Below are 17,636 nucleotides of genomic sequence, written 5' to 3' on the forward strand. Positions count from 1 at the left end.
TAATCCACCCCGAAAGGCTTCATCGTTCGACTTGCATGTGTTAAGCACGCCGCCAGCGTTCGTCCTGAGCCAGGATCAAACTCTCCGTGAATGTTTACCCGTAATCCGGCGGACACCACGAGAGCGGAACAGTCGGGAGGAATAATCCCGACCGTTCACAGCGTCCTCGCTGTGTTTACTACAAAGGAACCTCAACCCACCGGTCATCCGGCAGGTCGGGGTATCAACATATCTGGCGTTGACTTTTGGCACGCTGTTGAGTTCTCAAGGAACGGACGCTTCCTTTGTACTCACCCTCTCGGGCTTTCCTCCGGGCTTTTCCCTTCGGTCTTGCGTTTCCGACTCTATCAGANGCGTTGACTTTTGGCACGCTGTTGAGTTCTCAAGGAACGGACGCTTCCTTTGTACTCACCCTCTCGGGCTTTCCTCCGGGCTTTTCCCTCCGGTCTTGCGTTTCCGACTCTATCAGACTCTTTCGTGTCCGATTCCCCGTCGGAGCGGGGCCGCCTTCCAGTTCCTCGCTTTCGCGTTTCCCTTTCCAGCGATTCCGACTTTATCAGAGTGATTCGAGTCGGATTCCCACCCGCTTCGGAAGGCTCCAGGCATATGATTAACCCGGGTTCCCGTCGAGGTGGAGCCGTAAACGTACTGGAGCGGGGGGCCTCGAAGCAAATCGGGGCCCCCCGCTCCAGGTGACACATCGGACGATGCGTCAGATACGCCTGAGGCGTCAGACCTCGACCACCACGGGCAGGATCATCGGGCGCCTGCGGTACGTGTCCGAGACCCACTTGCCCACCGTGCGGCGCACGAGCTGCTGGAGTTGGTGCGGTTCGGCGACACCGTCCGAGGCCGCCTTGCCGATGGCCTCTTCGACCTTGGGCAGTACGGCGGCGAACGCGGTGTCCTCGATACCCGAGCCGCGGGCCTGGAAGTGCGGACCGCCGACGACCTTGCCCGTGGTGGAGTCGACCACCACGAAGACCGAGATGATGCCCTCGTCGCCGAGGATGCGGCGGTCCTTGAGGGAGGTCTCGGTGACATCGCCGACCGACAGACCGTCCACATACACGTAGCCGGCCTGGACCTTGCCCACGATTCTGGCCCTACCGTCGACCAGGTCGACCACCACGCCGTCCTCCGCGATGACGATGTGGTCCTTGGGGACCCCGGTCAGCGCGCCCAGTTCGGCGTTGGCGCGCAGATGGCGCCATTCGCCGTGGACCGGCATCAGGTTCTTGGGCTTGCAGATGTTGTAGAAGTACAGGAGCTCGCCGGCCGAGGCATGGCCCGAGACATGGACCTTGGCGTTGCCCTTGTGGACGACGTTCGCGCCCCATCGGGTCAGGCCGTTGATCACGCGATAGACCGCGTTCTCGTTGCCCGGGATGAGGGACGACGCCAGGATGACCGTGTCGCCCTGGACGATCCGGATCTGGTGATCGCGGTTGGCCATGCGCGAGAGCGCGGCCATCGGCTCGCCCTGAGAGCCCGTGCAGACCAGGACGACCTCGTGGTCGGGAAGGTCGTCGAGTGTCTTGACGTCGACGACCAGACCGGCCGGGACCCTGAGATAGCCCAGGTCACGGGCGATGCCCATGTTGCGGACCATCGAGCGGCCGACGAAGGCGACCCTGCGCCCGTACTCGTCGGCGGCGTCGAGGATCTGCTGGATGCGGTGGACGTGGCTGGCGAAGCTCGCCACGATGATCCGCTTCTGCGCGCTCCCGAAGACCTGTCGCAGGACGTTCGAGATGTCGCGCTCGGGCGGGACGAAGCCCGGGACCTCCGCGTTGGTGGAGTCCGAGAGCAGCAGATCGATACCCTCCTCGCCGAGCTTGGCGAAGGTGGGCAGGTCGGTGAGTCGGCGGTCCAGCGGGAGCTGGTCCATCTTGAAGTCGCCGGTGTGCACCGCCATACCCGCGGGTGTGCGGATGGCGACGGCCAGGGCGTCCGGGATGGAGTGGTTCACCGCGACGAACTCGCAGTCGAACGGGCCGATGCGCTCGCGGTGGCCCTCGGTGACCTCAAGGGTGTACGGGCGGATGCGATGCTCCTGGAGCTTCGCCTCGATCAGCGCGAGGGTCAGCTTGGAGCCGATCAGCGGGATGTCCGGCTTCAGCCGGAGCAGGAACGGGACACCGCCGATGTGGTCTTCGTGGCCGTGCGTGAGCACGACCCCGTCGATGTCGTCGAGGCGGTCCCGGATGGTGGTGAAGTCCGGCAGGATCAGGTCGATACCGGGCTGCTCCTCCTCGGGGAAGAGGACGCCGCAGTCGACGATGAGCAGACGGCCGTTGTACTCGAAGACCGTCATGTTGCGGCCGATCTCGCCCAGACCTCCGAGCGGGGTGACACGCAGGCCGTTCTTGGGCAGCTTCGGCGGCGCGCCGAGTTCAGGATGCGGATGACTCAAAAGACTCTCCTCACCACACGCGCCACGTGCCGCGGGGGCACGTGGCGCGCATGACATTCGTGCACTTGCTGTTGTCTGTGTGGACCGCTGTCGGTGTGGACCGACAGGTCGGTTTGTGTCGATGGATCATGTCTTCGCGTATTCAGTTGTGAAGTCTGTGATTAGAGCTGTACCCCGCCGGCGGCCAGATCGATCTTGAGCTGAGCGGTTTCATGGTCCGACAGCTCGACGAGCGGGAGACGCAGCGGGCCGGCCGGCAGCTTCTGCAGGGTGAGCGCGGCCTTGGTGGTGATGACGCCCTGGGTTCGGAACATGCCGGTGAAGACCGGGAGCAGCTTCTGGTGGATCTCGGTGGCCTTCTGGACGTCACCGGTGAGATGGGCGTCGAGGAGTTCGCGCAGCTCCGGGGTGACCACATGGCCGACCACGGAGACGAAACCGACCGCGCCGACCGAGAGCAGCGGGAGGTTGAGCATGTCGTCGCCGGAGTACCAGGCGAGGCCGGACTGGGCGATGGCCCAGCTGGCGCGGCCGAGGTCGCCCTTGGCGTCCTTGTTGGCGACGATGCGCGGGTGCTGGGCGAGCCGGACGATGGTCTCGGTGTCGATGGGGACCCCGCTGCGGCCCGGGATGTCGTAGAGCATGACCGGCAGCTCTGTCGCGTCCGCGATGGCGGAGAAGTGCCGGAGAAGGCCCTCCTGCGGCGGCTTGTTGTAGTACGGGGTCACCGCGAGCAGTCCGTGCGCTCCGGCGCGTTCGGCCGTGCGGGCCAGCTCCAGGCTGTGCCGGGTGTCGTTGGTGCCGACGCCGGCGACGATGTGGGCCCGGTCTCCGACGGCCTCCAGGACGGCTCGTACCAGCTGCTCTTTCTCCGCGTCACTGGTGGTCGGCGACTCACCGGTGGTGCCGTTCAGGACCAGCCCGTCGTTGCCCGCGTCCACGAGGTGGAGGGCGAGTCGCTGGGCACCGTCGAGGTCGAGTGCGCCGTCCGCCGTGAAGGGCGTGACCATCGCGGTGAGGACCCGCCCGAAGGGGGTCTGCGGAGTGGAGATCGGAGCCATGGGTAACACGCTACTCGCTGCTCAGCTCACCGTGTCCCTTTGGGGGACGGGACAGGAGGAGCCCGGCACTGCCTGCTCGGGGGTTCAAGCAGTGCCGGGTCCGTTTGATCAGCCTAGATGAAGTTCTCGAAACGCCGCAATCCGGACACTTCACTCGGCCGACCGTACATCTGTGCTCCGGACACGCCCGGAGGCTCTGCTAAGGCGCCACCCGGCCGTTCGCGTTGAAGGCCGCGTGGGTCAGCGGCATGAGCTTCGCCCAGTGCTGCTCCATCCGCTCTCCGACCATCTCGATCTCCCGCTGGGGGAAGGACGGGGTCTTCGCCTGCTCGTGCTGGGTGCGCAGGCCGAGGAAGTGCATCAGCGAGCGTGCGTTGCAGGTGGCGTACATCGAGGAGAAGAGCCCGACGGGCAGCACGGCACGGGCCACCTCGCGGGCCACCCCCGCGGCCAGCATCTCCTGGTACGCCTCGTACGCCCGTACGTAGGAGTCCTCCATGACGCCGCTGGTCAGCTCCCGCTGCTCGCGGGTGCCGTCGACGAACACGTACTTCCCCGGACGGCCCTCCTGGACGAGCTTGCGCGACGCGTCGGGCACGTAGAAGACCGGCTGGAGCTCGCGGTAGCGGCCGGACTCCTCGTTGTACGACCAGCCCACGCGGTGCCGCATGAACTCGCGGAAGACGAAGATCGGGGCGCTGATGAAGAAGGTCATCGAGTTGTGCTCGAAGGGGCTGCCGTGGCGGTCCCGCATCAGGAAATTGATGAGCCCCTTCGACCGCTCGGGGTCCTTCGAGAGCTCTTCCAGGGACTGCTCGCCGGCGGTGGAGACGCGCGCGGCCCACAGCACATCGGAGTCTCCGGCGGCGTGCTTGACCAGCTCGACGGTGACATCGCTGCGGAAGCTCGGTTTGGTCTCGGTGGGGGTGTCGCTCACCGGCGGGGTCCTTCCATTCGCATCGCACGGGCGGCGCCCACTCTACGGCTCGCCACTGACAGCGATGGACGGGCCGACCTTCCACGATGTTCGTTGGTCAATTCGGGGAATTCGGGCACCGAATGGCGCGATTGTTCGTCTCACTCAGTAGCGGCTGGGCATCAGCCGACACACCAGCGTCGTTCCATCACAAGATCACAAGGAGAGTCCCTCCATGTTCCGCCGGCGAGAGGCCGTCCCGTTCGCATTCGTCGCCGAGGCCGACAGCTTCCGCAGTAACGTCACACCCCCGCCCAAACAGCGGGTCAGTACATCCGAGCTCGTCAGCCGGGCCCTGATCGGGCTGACCGTCGCCGCCGGATTCACCGGCGCGCTGCTCTTCGGGCTGCCGTCCCTGGAGACGAATCAGTCGTCCGGGCATACGCAGCAGTCCGAGGCCGCACAGGGCCGCTGACTCGTCCGGACCCCCTGGGGTGGTCCGGTCGGGTCGGTGATCGGTAGCCTCACCGGGCATAGCAATCGAGCGTGCTTGTGAGTGAGGATCAGTCGTGCCCCTGCCCTTCTTGACGGCCGACCGGGCTTTTGACGCGACCGATGACGTCGCCCTGCCCTTCGACGATCATGATCATTGGCGGCGTCCGTACCGCCCAGGCCCCTGGCGCGTGGTGGCGGCGGCGCTGCTTCTGCTGCTCGCCTCGTTCGTTCTGCTCGCGGCGATGATCATCGCGTTCGCGGGCGCTCTGTCGGGTGCGACAGTCTGTTTGGTGGTCGCCGCGGTGGGGATCGCCGTCGCTCTGCGCCTGCTGCGCATGGGCGCGTGGGTCAGCCGGCACGGTGTACGCCGGGTGGGGCTGCTGCTGACGAAGACCGTGCCCTGGAACCAGATCACGGCCGTACGCACCGTCCAGCAGCCGGTGCGCTGGCTCGGGCTGCCGCGCACCGTCCAGGGGCAGGCGCTCGTCGTCGCCCGCCGGCAGGGTGAGCCGATTCAGCTGCTCACCGACCACAACGCGGACTTCCTGTCGCGTGGTGAGGCGTTCGACCGGGCCGCCGACACCGTGGAGGCCTGGGGCGACGAGTACCGCGGCGTCTGACGCCGTCGTACCGGCCGTAAGGGCGGTAGAGCGGTTCGAGCGGGGTCCGGCCATGGCAGGCCGGGCCCCGCTCCGCTGTGCCCGCTCCTCGAAACGTCAGGCCCGTACGGGTTTGCCGTCACGGAGCGCGATGGCCCGCTGCATGGCTTTGCGGGCGCGGGGGGTGTCCCGGGCGTCGTGGTAGGCGATCGCGAGCCGGAACCAGCAGCGCCAGTCGTCGGGCGAGTCCTCGGTCTCGGCGCGGCGCTCGGCGAAGACGGCGTCCGCGGAGTCGCGGTCGATCCGGCCCCCGGCCGTACGGACCAGGGTGTCGACCGGCAGGCCGCCCTCGGCGTCGAGCTCCGCCGCGAGCCGGTTGGCCCGGGCGACGAACTGGGTGTTCTTCCAGAGGAACCAGATACCGATGAGCGGCAGGACCAGCACGGCGATACCGAAGGTGATGGTGAGCGCCGTGCCCTGCTCGATCAGCAGCACGCCCCGGCTGCCGACAAGGACGAAGTAGACGACCAGAACGGCGGCCGTGACGCAGTAGGTGATCTTCGCACGCATGGGGTCAGCTCAGGTCGAGGAAGTGTTCGAGGCCGAAGGTGAGGCCGGGGGCGGAGACCACGCGCCGCACACCGAGCAGGATGCCCGGCATGAAGCTGCTGTGGTGCAGGGAGTCGTGCCGGACGGTGAGGGTCTCGCCCTCGCCGCCGAGGATGACCTCCTGGTGGGCGAGGAGGCCGCGGAGCCGTACGGAGTGCACCGGCACCCCGTCGACATCGGCGCCGCGCGCGCCGTCCAGCGCCGTGACCGTGGCGTCGGGCTGGGGGGCGCTGCCCGCCGCCGCGCGGGCCGCGGCGATCAGCTGGGCCGTACGGACGGCGGTGCCGGAGGGCGCGTCGACCTTGTTCGGGTGGTGCAGCTCGACGATCTCGACCGACTCGAAATAGCGGGCCGCCGTCTCGGAGAACTTCATGGTGAGGACCGCGCCGATGGAGAAGTTCGGCGCGATCAGCACGCCCGTCTCCGGGGAGGCGGCCAGCGAGGTGTTCAGCTGCGCGAGCCGCTCGTCGGTCCAGCCCGTGGTGCCGACGACCGCGTGGATTCCATGCCGTACACAGAAGTCGAGGTTGCCCATCACCGACGCCGGGGTGGTGAGTTCCACGGCGACCTGGGCGCCGCTCTCCACCAGGGTCTCCAGCTTGTCGCCCCGGCCGAGGGCCCCGACCAGTTCCAGGTCGTCGGCGGCCTCGACGGCCCGTACCGCCTCGGCGCCGATACGGCCCCTGGCTCCGAGAACGGCCACGCGCAGCTTGCTGCTCATTGCTCTGCTTCCTTCAGCGTCGGGGTGCGGCCCGGTCGGTCAGGAGACCACGTCGTCGAGGCGGTCCGCCTGCTTGTCCTTGAGGGGTCCGATGACGGACAGCGAGGGACGGTGTCCCAGTACGTCGCGGGCGACCGCGCGTACGTCGTCGGGGGTGACGGCGGATATCCGCCCCAGCATGTCGTCCACGGACATCTGGGCGCCCCAGCACAGCTCGCTCTTGCCGATCCGGTTCATCAGCGCGCCGGTGTCCTCAAGACCGAGGACGGTGGAGCCGGAGAGCTGGCCGATGGCGCGGCCGATCTCCTCGTCGCTGAGCCCTTCCTCGGCGGCCCGGTCGAGCTCGTCGCGGCAGATCTTCAGGACGTCGTGGACCTGGCTGGGCCGGCAGCCCGCGTAGACCCCGAAGAGACCGCAGTCGGCGAAGCCCGAGGTGTACGAGTAGACGCTGTAGGCGAGCCCGCGCTTCTCCCGTACCTCCTGGAAGAGCCGTGAGCTCATGCCGCCGCCGAGGGCGGTGTTCAGGACGCCCAGCGCCCAGCGGCGCTCGTCGGTGCGCGCCAGGCCCGGCATGCCGAGCACGACATGGGCCTGCTCGGTCTTGCGGTTCAGCAGGTCGACCCGGCCCGCGGTGCGCACGGCGCGGCTGCCGTCGCGGGGCGCCAGGGGCGCGGCGTCCGTACGGGACAGGGCGCCGGCCTTCTCGAACGCCTTGCGGACCTGCCGTACCACCGTGGCGTGGTCGATGTTGCCCGCGGCGGCGACGATGAGACGCGTCGGGTCGTAGTGCTTCTTGTAGAAGCGGGCGATCCGGTCGCGGTCGAGGTCATTGATGGTGTCGACGGTACCGAGCACCGGCCGGCCGAGGGGGGAGTCGCCGAACATGGTCTTCGCGAACAGGTCGTGCACGCAGTCGCCCGGGTCGTCCTCGGTCATGGCGATCTCTTCGAGGATCACCCCGCGCTCGGCGTCGACGTCGGTGGCCTCGATGAGCGAGCCGGTGAGCATGTCGCAGACGACATCGATGGCCAGCGGCAGATCGGTGTCGAGGACCCGCGCGTAGTAGCAGGTGTACTCCTTCGCCGTGAAGGCGTTCATCTCGCCGCCGACCGCGTCGATGGCGGAGGAGATGTCGAGGGCGCTGCGCCGGCGCGTGCCCTTGAAGAGGAGGTGCTCCAGATAGTGCGTGGCGCCGTTGAGCGCCGGGGTCTCGTCGCGGGAACCGACCTGCACCCAGATCCCGAAGGTCGCGGAGCGTACCGACGGGAGGGTTTCGGTGACGACGCGCAGGCCGCCGGGGAGGGTCGTACGCCGGACCGTACCGATGCCGTTCTCGCCCTTGAGCAGGGTTTGGGTACGGGCGACGGCCCGCGCCTCCGAGGAGGTGCGGGCCGTCGCCCTGGTGCTGGCTGTCACTTCGCGGCTTCGTCCTTCGCCTCTTCGGACTCTCCGGCTTCTCCGGCCTCTTCACCCTCGATGACGGGGATCAGGGAGAGCTTGCCGCGCTGGTCGATCTCGGCGATCTCGACCTGGACCTTCTGGCCCACGCCGAGGACGTCCTCGACGTTCTCCACGCGCTTGCCGCCGGCGAGCTTGCGGATCTGCGAGATGTGCAGCAGACCGTCCTTGCCCGGGAGCAGCGACACGAACGCACCGAAGGTGGTGGTCTTGACGACCGTGCCCAGGTAGCGCTCGCCGACCTCCGGCATGGTCGGGTTGGCGATGCCGTTGATCGTGGCGCGGGCGGCCTCGGCGGCCGGTCCGTCGGCGGCACCGATGTAGATCGTGCCGTCGTCCTCGATCGTGATGTCGGCGCCGGTGTCCTCCTGGATCTGGTTGATCATCTTGCCCTTGGGGCCGATGACCTCACCGATCTTGTCCACCGGGATCTTGACGGTGATGATCCGCGGGGCGTTCGGGGACATCTCGTCCGGGACGTCGATGGCCTCGTTCATCACATCGAGGATGTGGAGGCGGGCGTCGCGGGCCTGCTTCAGCGCGGCGGCCAGGACCGAGGCGGGGATGCCGTCGAGCTTGGTGTCGAGCTGGAGCGCGGTGACGAAGGTCTTCGTACCGGCGACCTTGAAGTCCATGTCGCCGTAGGCGTCCTCCGCACCGAGGATGTCGGTGAGGGCGACGTAGTGCGTCTTGCCGTCGATCTCCTGCGAGATCAGACCCATGGCGATACCGGCGACGGGGGCCTTGAGCGGCACACCGGCGTTCAGCAGCGACATGGTGGAGGCGCAGACCGAGCCCATGGACGTCGAGCCGTTGGAGCCCAGCGCCTCGGAGACCTGGCGGATCGCGTACGGGAACTCCTCGCGCGTCGGCAGCACCGGCACGATCGCGCGCTCGGCGAGCGCGCCATGGCCGATCTCGCGGCGCTTCGGGGAGCCGACGCGGCCGGTCTCACCGACAGAGTAGGGCGGGAAGTTGTAGTTGTGCATGTAGCGCTTGCGGGTCACCGGCGAGAGGGTGTCCAGCTGCTGCTCCATGCGGAGCATGTTGAGGGTGGTGACGCCCAGGATCTGGGTCTCGCCACGCTCGAACAGCGCCGAGCCGTGTACGCGCGGGATGGCCTCGACCTCGGCGGCGAGCGTACGGATGTCCGTGACGCCGCGGCCGTCGATACGGACCTTGTCCTTGATGACGCGCTCGCGCACCAGGGACTTGGTCAGCGCGCGGTAGGCGCCGGAGATCTCCTTCTCGCGGCCTTCGAACTGCGGGAGCAGCTTCTCGGCGGCGAGCTCCTTGACGCGGTCGAGCTCGGCCTCGCGGTCCTGCTTGCCGGGGATGGTGAGCGCCTGGGACAGCTCGCTCTTGACGGCGGCGGTCAGGGCCTCCAGGACGTCGTCCTGGTAGTCGAGGAAGACCTGGAACTCGCCGGTGGGCTTGGCGGCCTTGGCGGCGAGGTCGGACTGGGCCTTGCACAGCGCCTTGATGAAGGGCTTCGCGGCTTCCAGACCAGCGGCGACGATCTCCTCGGTGGGAGCCTCGGCGCCGTCCTTGACGAGCTGGATGGTCTTCTCGGTGGCCTCCGCCTCGACCATCATGATCGCAACATCGCCGTCGTCCAGGACACGGCCGGCGACGACCATGTCGAAGACGGCGTCCTCCAGCTCGGTGTGGGTCGGGAAGGCGACCCACTGGCCCTTGATCAGGGCGACACGCGTGCCGCCGACCGGGCCGGAGAAGGGCAGGCCGGCCAGCTGCGTGGAGCAGGAGGCGGCGTTGATGGCGACCACGTCGTACAGGTGGTCGGGGTTGAGCGCCATGATCGTCTCGACGATCTGGATCTCGTTGCGCAGGCCCTTCTTGAAGGACGGGCGCAGCGGGCGGTCGATCAGGCGGCAGGTGAGGATCGCGTCCTCGGACGGCCGGCCCTCCCGGCGGAAGAAGGAGCCGGGGATCTTGCCGGCCGCGTACATCCGCTCCTCGACGTCCACCGTCAGGGGGAAGAAGTCGAGCTGGTCCTTGGGCTTCTTGGAGGCGGTGGTGGCCGACAGCACCATGGTGTCGTCGTCCAGGTAGGCCACGGCGGAACCGGCGGCCTGCTTGGCGAGCCGTCCCGTCTCGAAGCGGATGGTGCGGGTGCCGAAGGTTCCGTTGTCGATAACGGCCTCGGCGTAGTGGGTCTCGTTCTCCACTAGTGCTTTCTCCTCATGTTCGTCCGGTGCCCGTGTGGCAGGGGACGTGGCGGAGAAGCGCTCCTCGGTGCGGGCCGGTCTTCGATCGAAGCACCCGGGGCCGCGGCATGGGCCGCGCTCCGTCCGGGAGCCACTACCGAGGACCGGCGGCGGCGGAGTTCGCTCCTCCTCTTCAGTTGTGCTCGTGCGACCAGATTACTGAGCTTCGCCGCAGGATGACATTCCGGTTGTCCCGGGCGGGGCGCTCGTGGGCCCGGTACGGGGGCGGTCACCCCTCCCGTACGTACGCACATACGCGAAAGGAGCGGCCCCCTGGAAGTGGGAACCGCTCCCTTCACGGTGTCTTACTTGGCACCGCCGGCCGCACCGCGGCGGATGCCCAGGCGGTCGACCAGCGTACGGAAGCGCTGGATGTCCTTCTTGGCCAGGTACTGCAGCAGCCGGCGGCGCTGACCGACCAGGATGAGCAGACCACGACGGGAGTGGTGGTCGTGCTTGTGGGTCTTGAGGTGCTCGGTGAGGTCCGAGATCCGGCGCGACAGCATGGCGACCTGGACCTCGGGGGAGCCGGTGTCACCTTCCTTGGTGCCGAACTCGGTCATGATCTGCTTCTTCGTAGCGGCGTCGAGCGACACGCGTACTCCTCGTGGGTCTTCATGGCCACCGAGTGCCCCAGGTCGAATTCTCTGGGGAGCTTCCGTTACTCGGGAGGCGGGGATCCGTTGGGCGCTGTTCCGGATGGTCCCGGAACGCGTACACGAACGGCCGCTACGTAGCGTACCAGCCCGTTCAGGAGGTCAGCGCCCGGATGGCGTGGTAGACGTCGAAGACCGCCAGACAGAGCGGTACGAGCGTCAGCAGGACGAAGGCCTCCGCGATCTCCAGGAAGCGGCCCCAGAAGGGGGTCACCCCCTTGCTCGGCACGATCAGGCCGATGGCGGTGATCAGGGCGGCGACGGCCGCGACCGCGGTGGTGAGCCAGACCGTACGGATGTCGAGCGCCGTGCCGTCACCGCGCAGGGCCTCGTACATCAGATTCGACGGCGGGTTGAGGCAGAGCCCGAGCACCAGCAGCGCCAGGGCGCCGAGGCCCGCGGCCAGGGCGCAGCCGACCTGGGCGGTGTAACGGAAGAGATGCGCGCGCATCAGCATGGCGATGCCGGTGGCGAGCGCGAGCAGCTGTCCCCACACGTTGTCGGAGAAGCCGAGCACCGCGGTGGCGCCCACGGCCACCAGCGCGCAGCCGCCGACCAGTCCTACCAGCAGTTCATGACCCCGGCGGGCCTGGGCCGCGATGCGTTCGGCGTCGACCGGGCCCTGGGGTACGGGGTCGGCGCCGTAGTCGCCGACGGACGAACGGGGCGGCTCGAAGCCGATGGGGAGCCGGGCGAAGCGGGTGGAGAGGCCGGGCAGGAACGCCAGGGCACCCACGGCGAGCGGTGCGCAGACCGCGGCGGTCTCGACCGGTGTCATGTCGGTCATGATCGCGGCGAAGGTCACCAGCAGGCCGACGGCGGCGGCGAACACGAACGCGACGAAGGCACCGTCCCCGCTCGGGGTGACGATCATCAGGATCACCGCGGCGACGAGCACGGCCGCGCAGGCGAGCAGGAACTGCAGCCTGCCGGTGCCCTGGCCCTGTGCGAGGGACAGCAGCCCGGAACCGGCGACACCCGCGTTCGCCAGTGATCCGATGCCCAGCGCGATGGACGAGCCCCGGTCGTCGTAGACCCGGGCCCGTACGCCGGCGAGCGCGAGCAGCAGGACGGCCGTGACGGCGGCGAGGATGCCGGGCAGTCCGTGCATGTCGTGCCGGGGGTCGGCGGTCCACAGCACGAAGGAGAGCAGGACCAGCAGGACCGAGCCGCCGAAGAGCCCGGCGCCGCGCATCAGACCGTCGGTCCAGAGCGTGCTGTCACGGGCCACGGCGGTGGCGACGGCGTCGGAGACATCGTCGAAGACCGCCGGCGGCAGGGACTCGGCGAAGGGCCGCATCGAGAGCAGTTCGCCGTCGAGGATGCGCTGGGCCGCCAGGGAGCGCGCGCTGTCGAGTACGGTGCCGTCCCGGCGTACCAGGTGGTATCCGACCGGCGCGCCCTCCGCGGGGCTCTGTCCCGACAGCCTGAGGATCTCCGGGTAGAGATCGGCGACGGGGATGTCCTCGGGCAGTGCCACATCGACGCGTCCGTCCGGCGCGACGACCGTGATCCGGCAGAAGCCGGTCCCGCCGCCGGCCGGGGCCGCGGGACCGGGGTGACCGGTTCCGGCGGCCGCCGCTTGGGCCGTCTGGGCCGTCATACTCACCTGCTGCTCCCCCTTGTGGTTCTGATGAATCTTCTGGTTCTGATGTGGTTCTGATGGATCGTGTTCCCGCTGGGTACCTGTGACGGATCGTGTACCTGGATCGTGTACATGCTCCGCACGCGTGGATCCGGTGCGCGAATCCGATGCGCGGATCCTGTGGGTGGATCCTGTGAGTGGATCGTGTGGAACGTGGGCCGCGTGCTGATGCCGGGCCTCGCGGTACGACCCGAATCACCCTGTTTTTTGCAGTAGTTCACGGATGCGCAAACGCGTCGCGCCACCCTACCGCCAAGCCTCCTTCCGCCACGCAAGTAGGATCCCTGACCGCGGATGGAACCCGTCGCCACGGGGGCGCCGATAGGAAACATTCCGTCCGGCAAGGGAATTGGTGAGCTGTGAGCCAGATCGTCGTCAAGCGCCCACCACGGGTCCTGCCTGCCGAAGTACCCGGCGAGCAGGTGCAAGTGCAACCTCCGCCCGAGCTGCCGCGAGGACAGCAGGAGGGCGCGCTGATGCAGCTGCTGCCGATGCTGGGCATGGGCGGTTCGGTCGTCTTCTTCTTCATGACCCCGAACCCGATCATGCGGATCATGGGCATGGTGATGATCGCGTCGACGGTCGCCATGGCCATCGCGATGCTGGTCCGTTACCGGCGCGGCACCCAGGGTCAGCTCGCCGACATGCGGCGCGATTACCTCAAGTACCTGACACAGACCCGGCGCGCGGTACTGCGCACCGCGCGCCTCCAGCGTGACGCGCAGTACTACCTCCACCCGTCGCCCGAGCAGCTGTGGGCGCTGGTCGCCGAGGGCAGCCGGGTGTGGGAACGGCGGGTGGGCGACGTCGACTTCGGGCAGGTGCGCATCGGCCTGGGCAACCAGCAGCTCGCGACCCCGCTCATCGCGCCCGAGACTGCGCCGGTGGACGATCTGGAGCCGCTCACCGCAGGAGCGATGCAGCAGTTCCTGAACGCCCACAGCACGCTGGGCGGGCTGCCGATGGCCGTCTCGCTGCGCGCCTTCTACCATCTGACGGTCAGCGGTGAGCCGGAGTGCGTACGCTCCACGGCCCGCGCCGTGGTCTGCTCGCTCGCCTCGCTCCACTCCCCCGACGACCTGGTCATCGCCATCGCCGCCGGGCGAGAGGCGGCCCCGCGGTGGGAGTGGGCGAAGTGGCTTCCGCATGTGCAGGTCCCGGGCAGCACGGACGGCGCGGGCAGCAGGCGTCTGATCACCACCGACGCGCGGGAGCTGGAAGAGCTGCTCGCGAGCCGTCTGGAGGGCCGTCCGCGCTTCCAGCCCGGCGGTCAGCCGCTGCTCGACCAGCCGCACATCGTCGTCGTACTCGACGGCCAGTCGGTGCCCGCCATGTCGGCGCTCGCCGCGGCGGAGGGCCTTCAGGGTGTGACGGTCATCGAGGTCGTCCCGGGCGAGGTCACCGGCGCGCGCGGGGGGCTGTCCGTGGTCGTACACCCCGACTCGCTGCAACTGGAGTCGGGGCACGGCCTGGTGTACGACGGCGTGCCCGACCAGCTGAGCGCCGAGGCGGCCGAGGCGCTCGCCCGCCAGCTGGCGCCGCTCACGGTGGCCTCGGGCGGGGACGACGACGAACCGCTGCTCGCCAACCTCGACTTCACCGATCTGCTGAATCTGGGCGACGCGGCGTCCGTCGACGTCACCCGCACCTGGCGGCCGCGCTCGCAGGCCGAGCGGCTGCGGGTCCCGATCGGTGTCGGCGAGGACGGCACACCCGTGATGCTGGACCTGAAGGAGGCCGCGCAGGAGGGCATGGGTCCGCACGGCCTGTGCGTGGGCGCGACCGGCTCCGGCAAGTCCGAGCTGCTGCGTACGCTCGTACTGGGCCTCGCCGTCACCCACTCCTCCGAGACCCTCAACTTCGTCCTCGCGGACTTCAAGGGCGGTGCGACCTTCGCCGGGATGTCGCAGATGCCGCATGTCGCCGCGGTGATCACCAACCTCGCGGACGATCTGACGCTGGTCGACCGGATGGGCGACTCGATCCGCGGTGAGCTCAACCGCCGCCAGGAGATGCTGCGCGACGCGGGCAACTACGCGAACATCCACGACTACGAGAAGGCACGGGCCGCGGGCGCGCCGCTCCAGCCCATCCCCTCCCTCGTGCTCGTCATCGACGAGTTCAGCGAACTCCTCACCGCCATGCCGGACTTCATCGAGATGTTCGTGCAGATCGGACGCATCGGGCGGTCGCTGGGCGTCCATCTGCTGCTGGCCTCGCAGCGGTTGGAGGAGGGGCGGCTGCGCGGTCTGGAGACCTATCTGTCGTACCGGATCGGTCTGCGGACGTTCTCCGCGGCCGAGTCCCGCGCGGCGATCGGTGTGCCCGACGCCTACCAGCTGCCCAATGTGCCCGGCTCCGGGTATCTGAAGTTCGGTACGGACGAGATGGTGCGGTTCAAGGCCGCCTATGTCTCCGGGGTGTACCGCACGAACCAGCAGCGCGCGACGGCCCCCGGTGGACCGCTCCCGGTGGACCGCAGGCCCGTGGCGTTCACGGCGGCTCCGGTGCCCGTACGGTACGTCGAGCCGAGCACCACCCGGCCCGATGTGCCCGAGCCGCGTTCGGGTGAGGACGACGCGCTGGCCGACTCCGTACTCGATGTGATCGTGCGGCGGCTGGAGGGCCGGGGCGCGGAGGCCCACCAGGTGTGGCTGCCCCCGCTGGACAACCCGCCGGCGCTGGACGAGCTGCTTCCGGGACTCGCGGGGGTGGAGGGACGCGGGCTGACGCAGCCCGGGTTCGAGGGCGCCGGCCGTCTCGTCGTACCGCTCGGTGTGGTCGACAAGCCGTACGAGCAGCGCCGCGACACGCTCTACCGGGACTTCTCCGGGGCCGCGGGGCATATGCAGATCGTCGGTGGTCCCCAGTCGGGCAAGTCGACACTGCTGCGGACGATCATCTCGGCGTTCGCGCTGACCCATACGCCGCAGGAGGTCCAGTTCTACGGACTCGACTTCGGCGGTGGCGGTATGTCGTCGATCGCGGGCCTGCCGCATGTCGGCGGTGTCGCGTCACGCCTCGACCCGGAGCGGGTGCGGCGTGCGGTCGCCGAGGTGTACGGGATCCTGTCGCGGCGTGAGGAGTACTTCCGCGGCGCGGGCATCGACTCCATCGCCACGTACCGCAGGCTGCGGGCGCGCGGCGACATCTCGGCGACGGACCAGCCGTGGGGTGATGTGTTCCTGGTCATCGACGGCTGGGGCAATTTCCGTTCGGACTACGAGGGTCTGGAACAGGCCGTCCTGGACATCGCGGCGCGCGGGCTGGGCTACGGCATCCATGTGATCCTCACGGCCTCGCGCTCGATGGAGGTCCGGGCGAATCTCAAGGACCATCTGATGAACCGCCTGGAGCTGCGGCTCGGTGACACCATGGACTCCGAGCTGGACCGCAAGTCCGCGGTCAATGTCCCCACGGGCGTGCCGGGGCGTGGCCTGACACCGGAGAAGCTGCACTTCATGGCGGCGGTCCCGAGGATCGACGGGATCAACTCCGACAGCGATCTGTCCGAGGCCACGGCCGCGATGACCCAGGAGGTCTCCCGGCACTGGACGGCACCGGGCGCCCCTGCCGTACGGCTGCTGCCGCGCGAACTGCCGATGGCGGACCTTCCGGCGGGCTTCGCCCACCCGGAGCGCGGGGTCGCCTTCGCCATCGACGAGAACAACCTGGAACCGGTCTTCGTCAACTTCGAGCAGGACCCGTTCTTCCTGGTGTTCGGCGAGAGCGAGGCCGGCAAGTCCAACATCCTGCGACTGCTCATCAAGCAGCTGACCGAGCGGTACGACGGCGATTCGTGCAAGCTCTTCGTGATCGACAACCGGCGCGCCCTGCTGGACGTCACCCCGGCCACGCACCTGGCGGAGTACGTCCCCATGTCCAACAACATGGAGCACCATGTGGACGCGCTGGTCGATCTGATGCGGCGCCGCACACCGTCGGCGGATGTCACGGCGCAGCAGCTGCGGGACCGCAGCTGGTGGCGCGGCCCGGACGTGTACGTGGTCGTCGACGACTACGACCTGGTCTCCACGTCGAGCGGCAACCCCCTGGCCAAGCTGACGGAACTGCTCCCCTTCGCGCGCGACGTGGGCGTCCGCTTCATCATCGCCCGCAACGCGGCGGGCGCGAGCAGGGCCTCGTACGAGCCGTTCATGCAGCGGATGACGGAGCTGGGCGCACAGGGCGTGCTGCTCTCCGGCGACCCGCAGGAAGGTGACGTGCTCGGCAACGTCAGGATGCGCCCGATGCCGGTGGGCCGCGGAATCTTCGTCTCACGGCGCCGCGGGAACCCGCTGGTGCAGACCGGGCTGATGCCCTCGCAGGAGGAGCGGTGATCGGGGCGGGGGTCTTCGCGGCCTTCTTCGCGGTGCTGTTCCTGGGCCTGGCGTTCGTGGACCAGCGCAAGGCGTGGTGGCGCTTCCAGGCGAGACGGTTCGAGAACCCGGAGGCGCACGAGCCGTCGGACGGGCTGATCCGGGGGCGGAAGGTGGCGCTGATCGGGGTGGCGCTGATCCTCGGGTGGCAGGCGGTGGAGATGTTCCGGCTGGCGGGGATGGCGTCGTGAGTGCTCGTGGGGCGTGCGTAGGGCCTACGTGGGGTGTGCGTGGGGCGTGCGTGGGGCGTGCGTGGAGCTTTCGTGCGGACATCCGTGCGGCGGGTACTCACGGGTGAACGAGGGCGCGTTGACGGGTTGAGTGGCCTGATGGCTGGATGGCTGGATGGCTTGATGGCCTAAGGGCTTGATCGGTCGTCGGGTTGGTCCAGGCACGGCGAGATCCGTGACGGCGTGATCCGAGCACGACGTGATCCGAGCATGCGGCGATTCA

At 68.6% G+C, this 17,636-nt stretch carries 13 protein-coding genes and 1 rRNA gene; 4 read left to right on the top strand and 10 right to left on the bottom strand.

All coding sequences use genetic code 11. The features are described from left to right. From M1203_RS36655 to thyX, 4 genes are all read right to left on the bottom strand, one after another. A 16S ribosomal RNA gene (locus tag M1203_RS36655) occupies positions 1 to 91 on the bottom strand; the annotation flags it as partial. Between the two features lie 639 nt (positions 92 to 730). Next, positions 731 to 2,416: a ribonuclease J gene (locus tag M1203_RS36660; protein WP_249954191.1), complete on the bottom strand. Its 1,686-nt coding sequence runs from the start codon at positions 2,414 to 2,416 to the stop codon at positions 731 to 733. 161 nt (positions 2,417 to 2,577) lie between these two features. Further along, a complete protein-coding gene (gene dapA / locus M1203_RS36665; RefSeq protein ID WP_249954192.1) occupies positions 2,578 to 3,477 on the bottom strand; it encodes a 4-hydroxy-tetrahydrodipicolinate synthase in 900 nt (299 codons plus the stop codon). A gap of 199 nt (positions 3,478 to 3,676) precedes the next feature. Beyond that, entirely contained in the window at positions 3,677 to 4,414 is a 738-nt protein-coding gene (gene thyX, locus M1203_RS36670; RefSeq protein WP_249954193.1) for an FAD-dependent thymidylate synthase, read from the bottom strand. 214 nt (positions 4,415 to 4,628) lie between these two features. Between thyX and M1203_RS36675 the strand changes: the two genes are divergently transcribed. Then, complete coding sequence (locus tag M1203_RS36675; protein WP_249954194.1) at positions 4,629 to 4,868, top strand: hypothetical protein; 240 nt, start codon at positions 4,629 to 4,631, stop codon at positions 4,866 to 4,868. 94 nt (positions 4,869 to 4,962) lie between these two features. Further along, positions 4,963 to 5,508, top strand: coding sequence for a hypothetical protein (locus M1203_RS36680; protein WP_249954195.1), 546 nt, complete (start codon positions 4,963 to 4,965; stop codon positions 5,506 to 5,508). A 96-nt stretch (positions 5,509 to 5,604) separates the two neighbouring features. Here M1203_RS36680 and M1203_RS36685 read toward each other — a convergent pair whose 3' ends face one another. The 6 genes from M1203_RS36685 to eccD form a co-directional block, all read right to left on the bottom strand. Beyond that, complete coding sequence (locus M1203_RS36685) at positions 5,605 to 6,057, bottom strand: hypothetical protein (RefSeq protein ID WP_249954196.1); 453 nt, start codon at positions 6,055 to 6,057, stop codon at positions 5,605 to 5,607. Positions 6,058 to 6,061: 4 nt separating this feature from the next. Further along, the gene (gene dapB / locus M1203_RS36690) at positions 6,062 to 6,817 is read right to left on the bottom strand and encodes a 4-hydroxy-tetrahydrodipicolinate reductase (protein ID WP_249954197.1); all 756 of its coding nucleotides are present in this window, start codon (positions 6,815 to 6,817) and stop codon (positions 6,062 to 6,064) included. A 39-nt stretch (positions 6,818 to 6,856) separates the two neighbouring features. Further along, a complete protein-coding gene (locus M1203_RS36695) occupies positions 6,857 to 8,233 on the bottom strand; it encodes a pitrilysin family protein (RefSeq protein WP_249954198.1) in 1,377 nt (458 codons plus the stop codon). Beyond that, positions 8,230 to 10,464, bottom strand: a complete 2,235-nt coding sequence (locus M1203_RS36700; RefSeq protein ID WP_249954199.1) for a polyribonucleotide nucleotidyltransferase — start codon at positions 10,462 to 10,464, stop codon at positions 8,230 to 8,232. The genes M1203_RS36695 and M1203_RS36700 overlap by 4 nt, the downstream gene beginning before the upstream one ends. A gap of 344 nt (positions 10,465 to 10,808) precedes the next feature. Next, positions 10,809 to 11,099, bottom strand: coding sequence for a 30S ribosomal protein S15 (rpsO, locus tag M1203_RS36705; protein WP_030351649.1), 291 nt, complete (start codon positions 11,097 to 11,099; stop codon positions 10,809 to 10,811). A 154-nt stretch (positions 11,100 to 11,253) separates the two neighbouring features. Then, on the bottom strand, positions 11,254 to 12,762 hold the full coding sequence (eccD, locus tag M1203_RS36710; RefSeq protein ID WP_249954227.1) for a type VII secretion integral membrane protein EccD: 1,509 nt from the start codon (positions 12,760 to 12,762) through the stop codon (positions 11,254 to 11,256). A gap of 401 nt (positions 12,763 to 13,163) precedes the next feature. Between eccD and eccCa the strand changes: the two genes are divergently transcribed. Both eccCa and M1203_RS36720 read left to right on the top strand, forming a co-directional pair. After that, complete coding sequence (gene eccCa, locus M1203_RS36715) at positions 13,164 to 17,144, top strand: type VII secretion protein EccCa (RefSeq protein ID WP_249954200.1); 3,981 nt, start codon at positions 13,164 to 13,166, stop codon at positions 17,142 to 17,144. Then, positions 17,141 to 17,374 (top strand): hypothetical protein, encoded by a 234-nt coding sequence (locus M1203_RS36720; protein WP_249954201.1) that lies wholly within the window; start codon positions 17,141 to 17,143, stop codon positions 17,372 to 17,374. The genes eccCa and M1203_RS36720 overlap by 4 nt, the downstream gene beginning before the upstream one ends. Positions 17,375 to 17,636: the final 262 nt, after the last annotated feature.

This window comes from Streptomyces sp. 35G-GA-8 (assembly GCF_023534745.1).
In the GTDB taxonomy this organism is placed as follows: domain Bacteria; phylum Actinomycetota; class Actinomycetes; order Streptomycetales; family Streptomycetaceae; genus Streptomyces.

Coding starts and splice junctions, on each gene's coding strand:
- dapB (WP_249954197.1), bottom strand. CDS start 6,817: ATGAGCAGCAAGCTGCGCGTGGCCGTTCTCGGAGCCAGGGGCCGTATC.
- dapA (WP_249954192.1), bottom strand. CDS start 3,477: ATGGCTCCGATCTCCACTCCGCAGACCCCCTTCGGGCGGGTCCTCACC.
- eccD (WP_249954227.1), bottom strand. CDS start 12,762: ATGACGGCCCAGACGGCCCAAGCGGCGGCCGCCGGAACCGGTCACCCC.
- M1203_RS36685 (WP_249954196.1), bottom strand. CDS start 6,057: ATGCGTGCGAAGATCACCTACTGCGTCACGGCCGCCGTTCTGGTCGTC.
- M1203_RS36675 (WP_249954194.1), top strand. CDS start 4,629: ATGTTCCGCCGGCGAGAGGCCGTCCCGTTCGCATTCGTCGCCGAGGCC.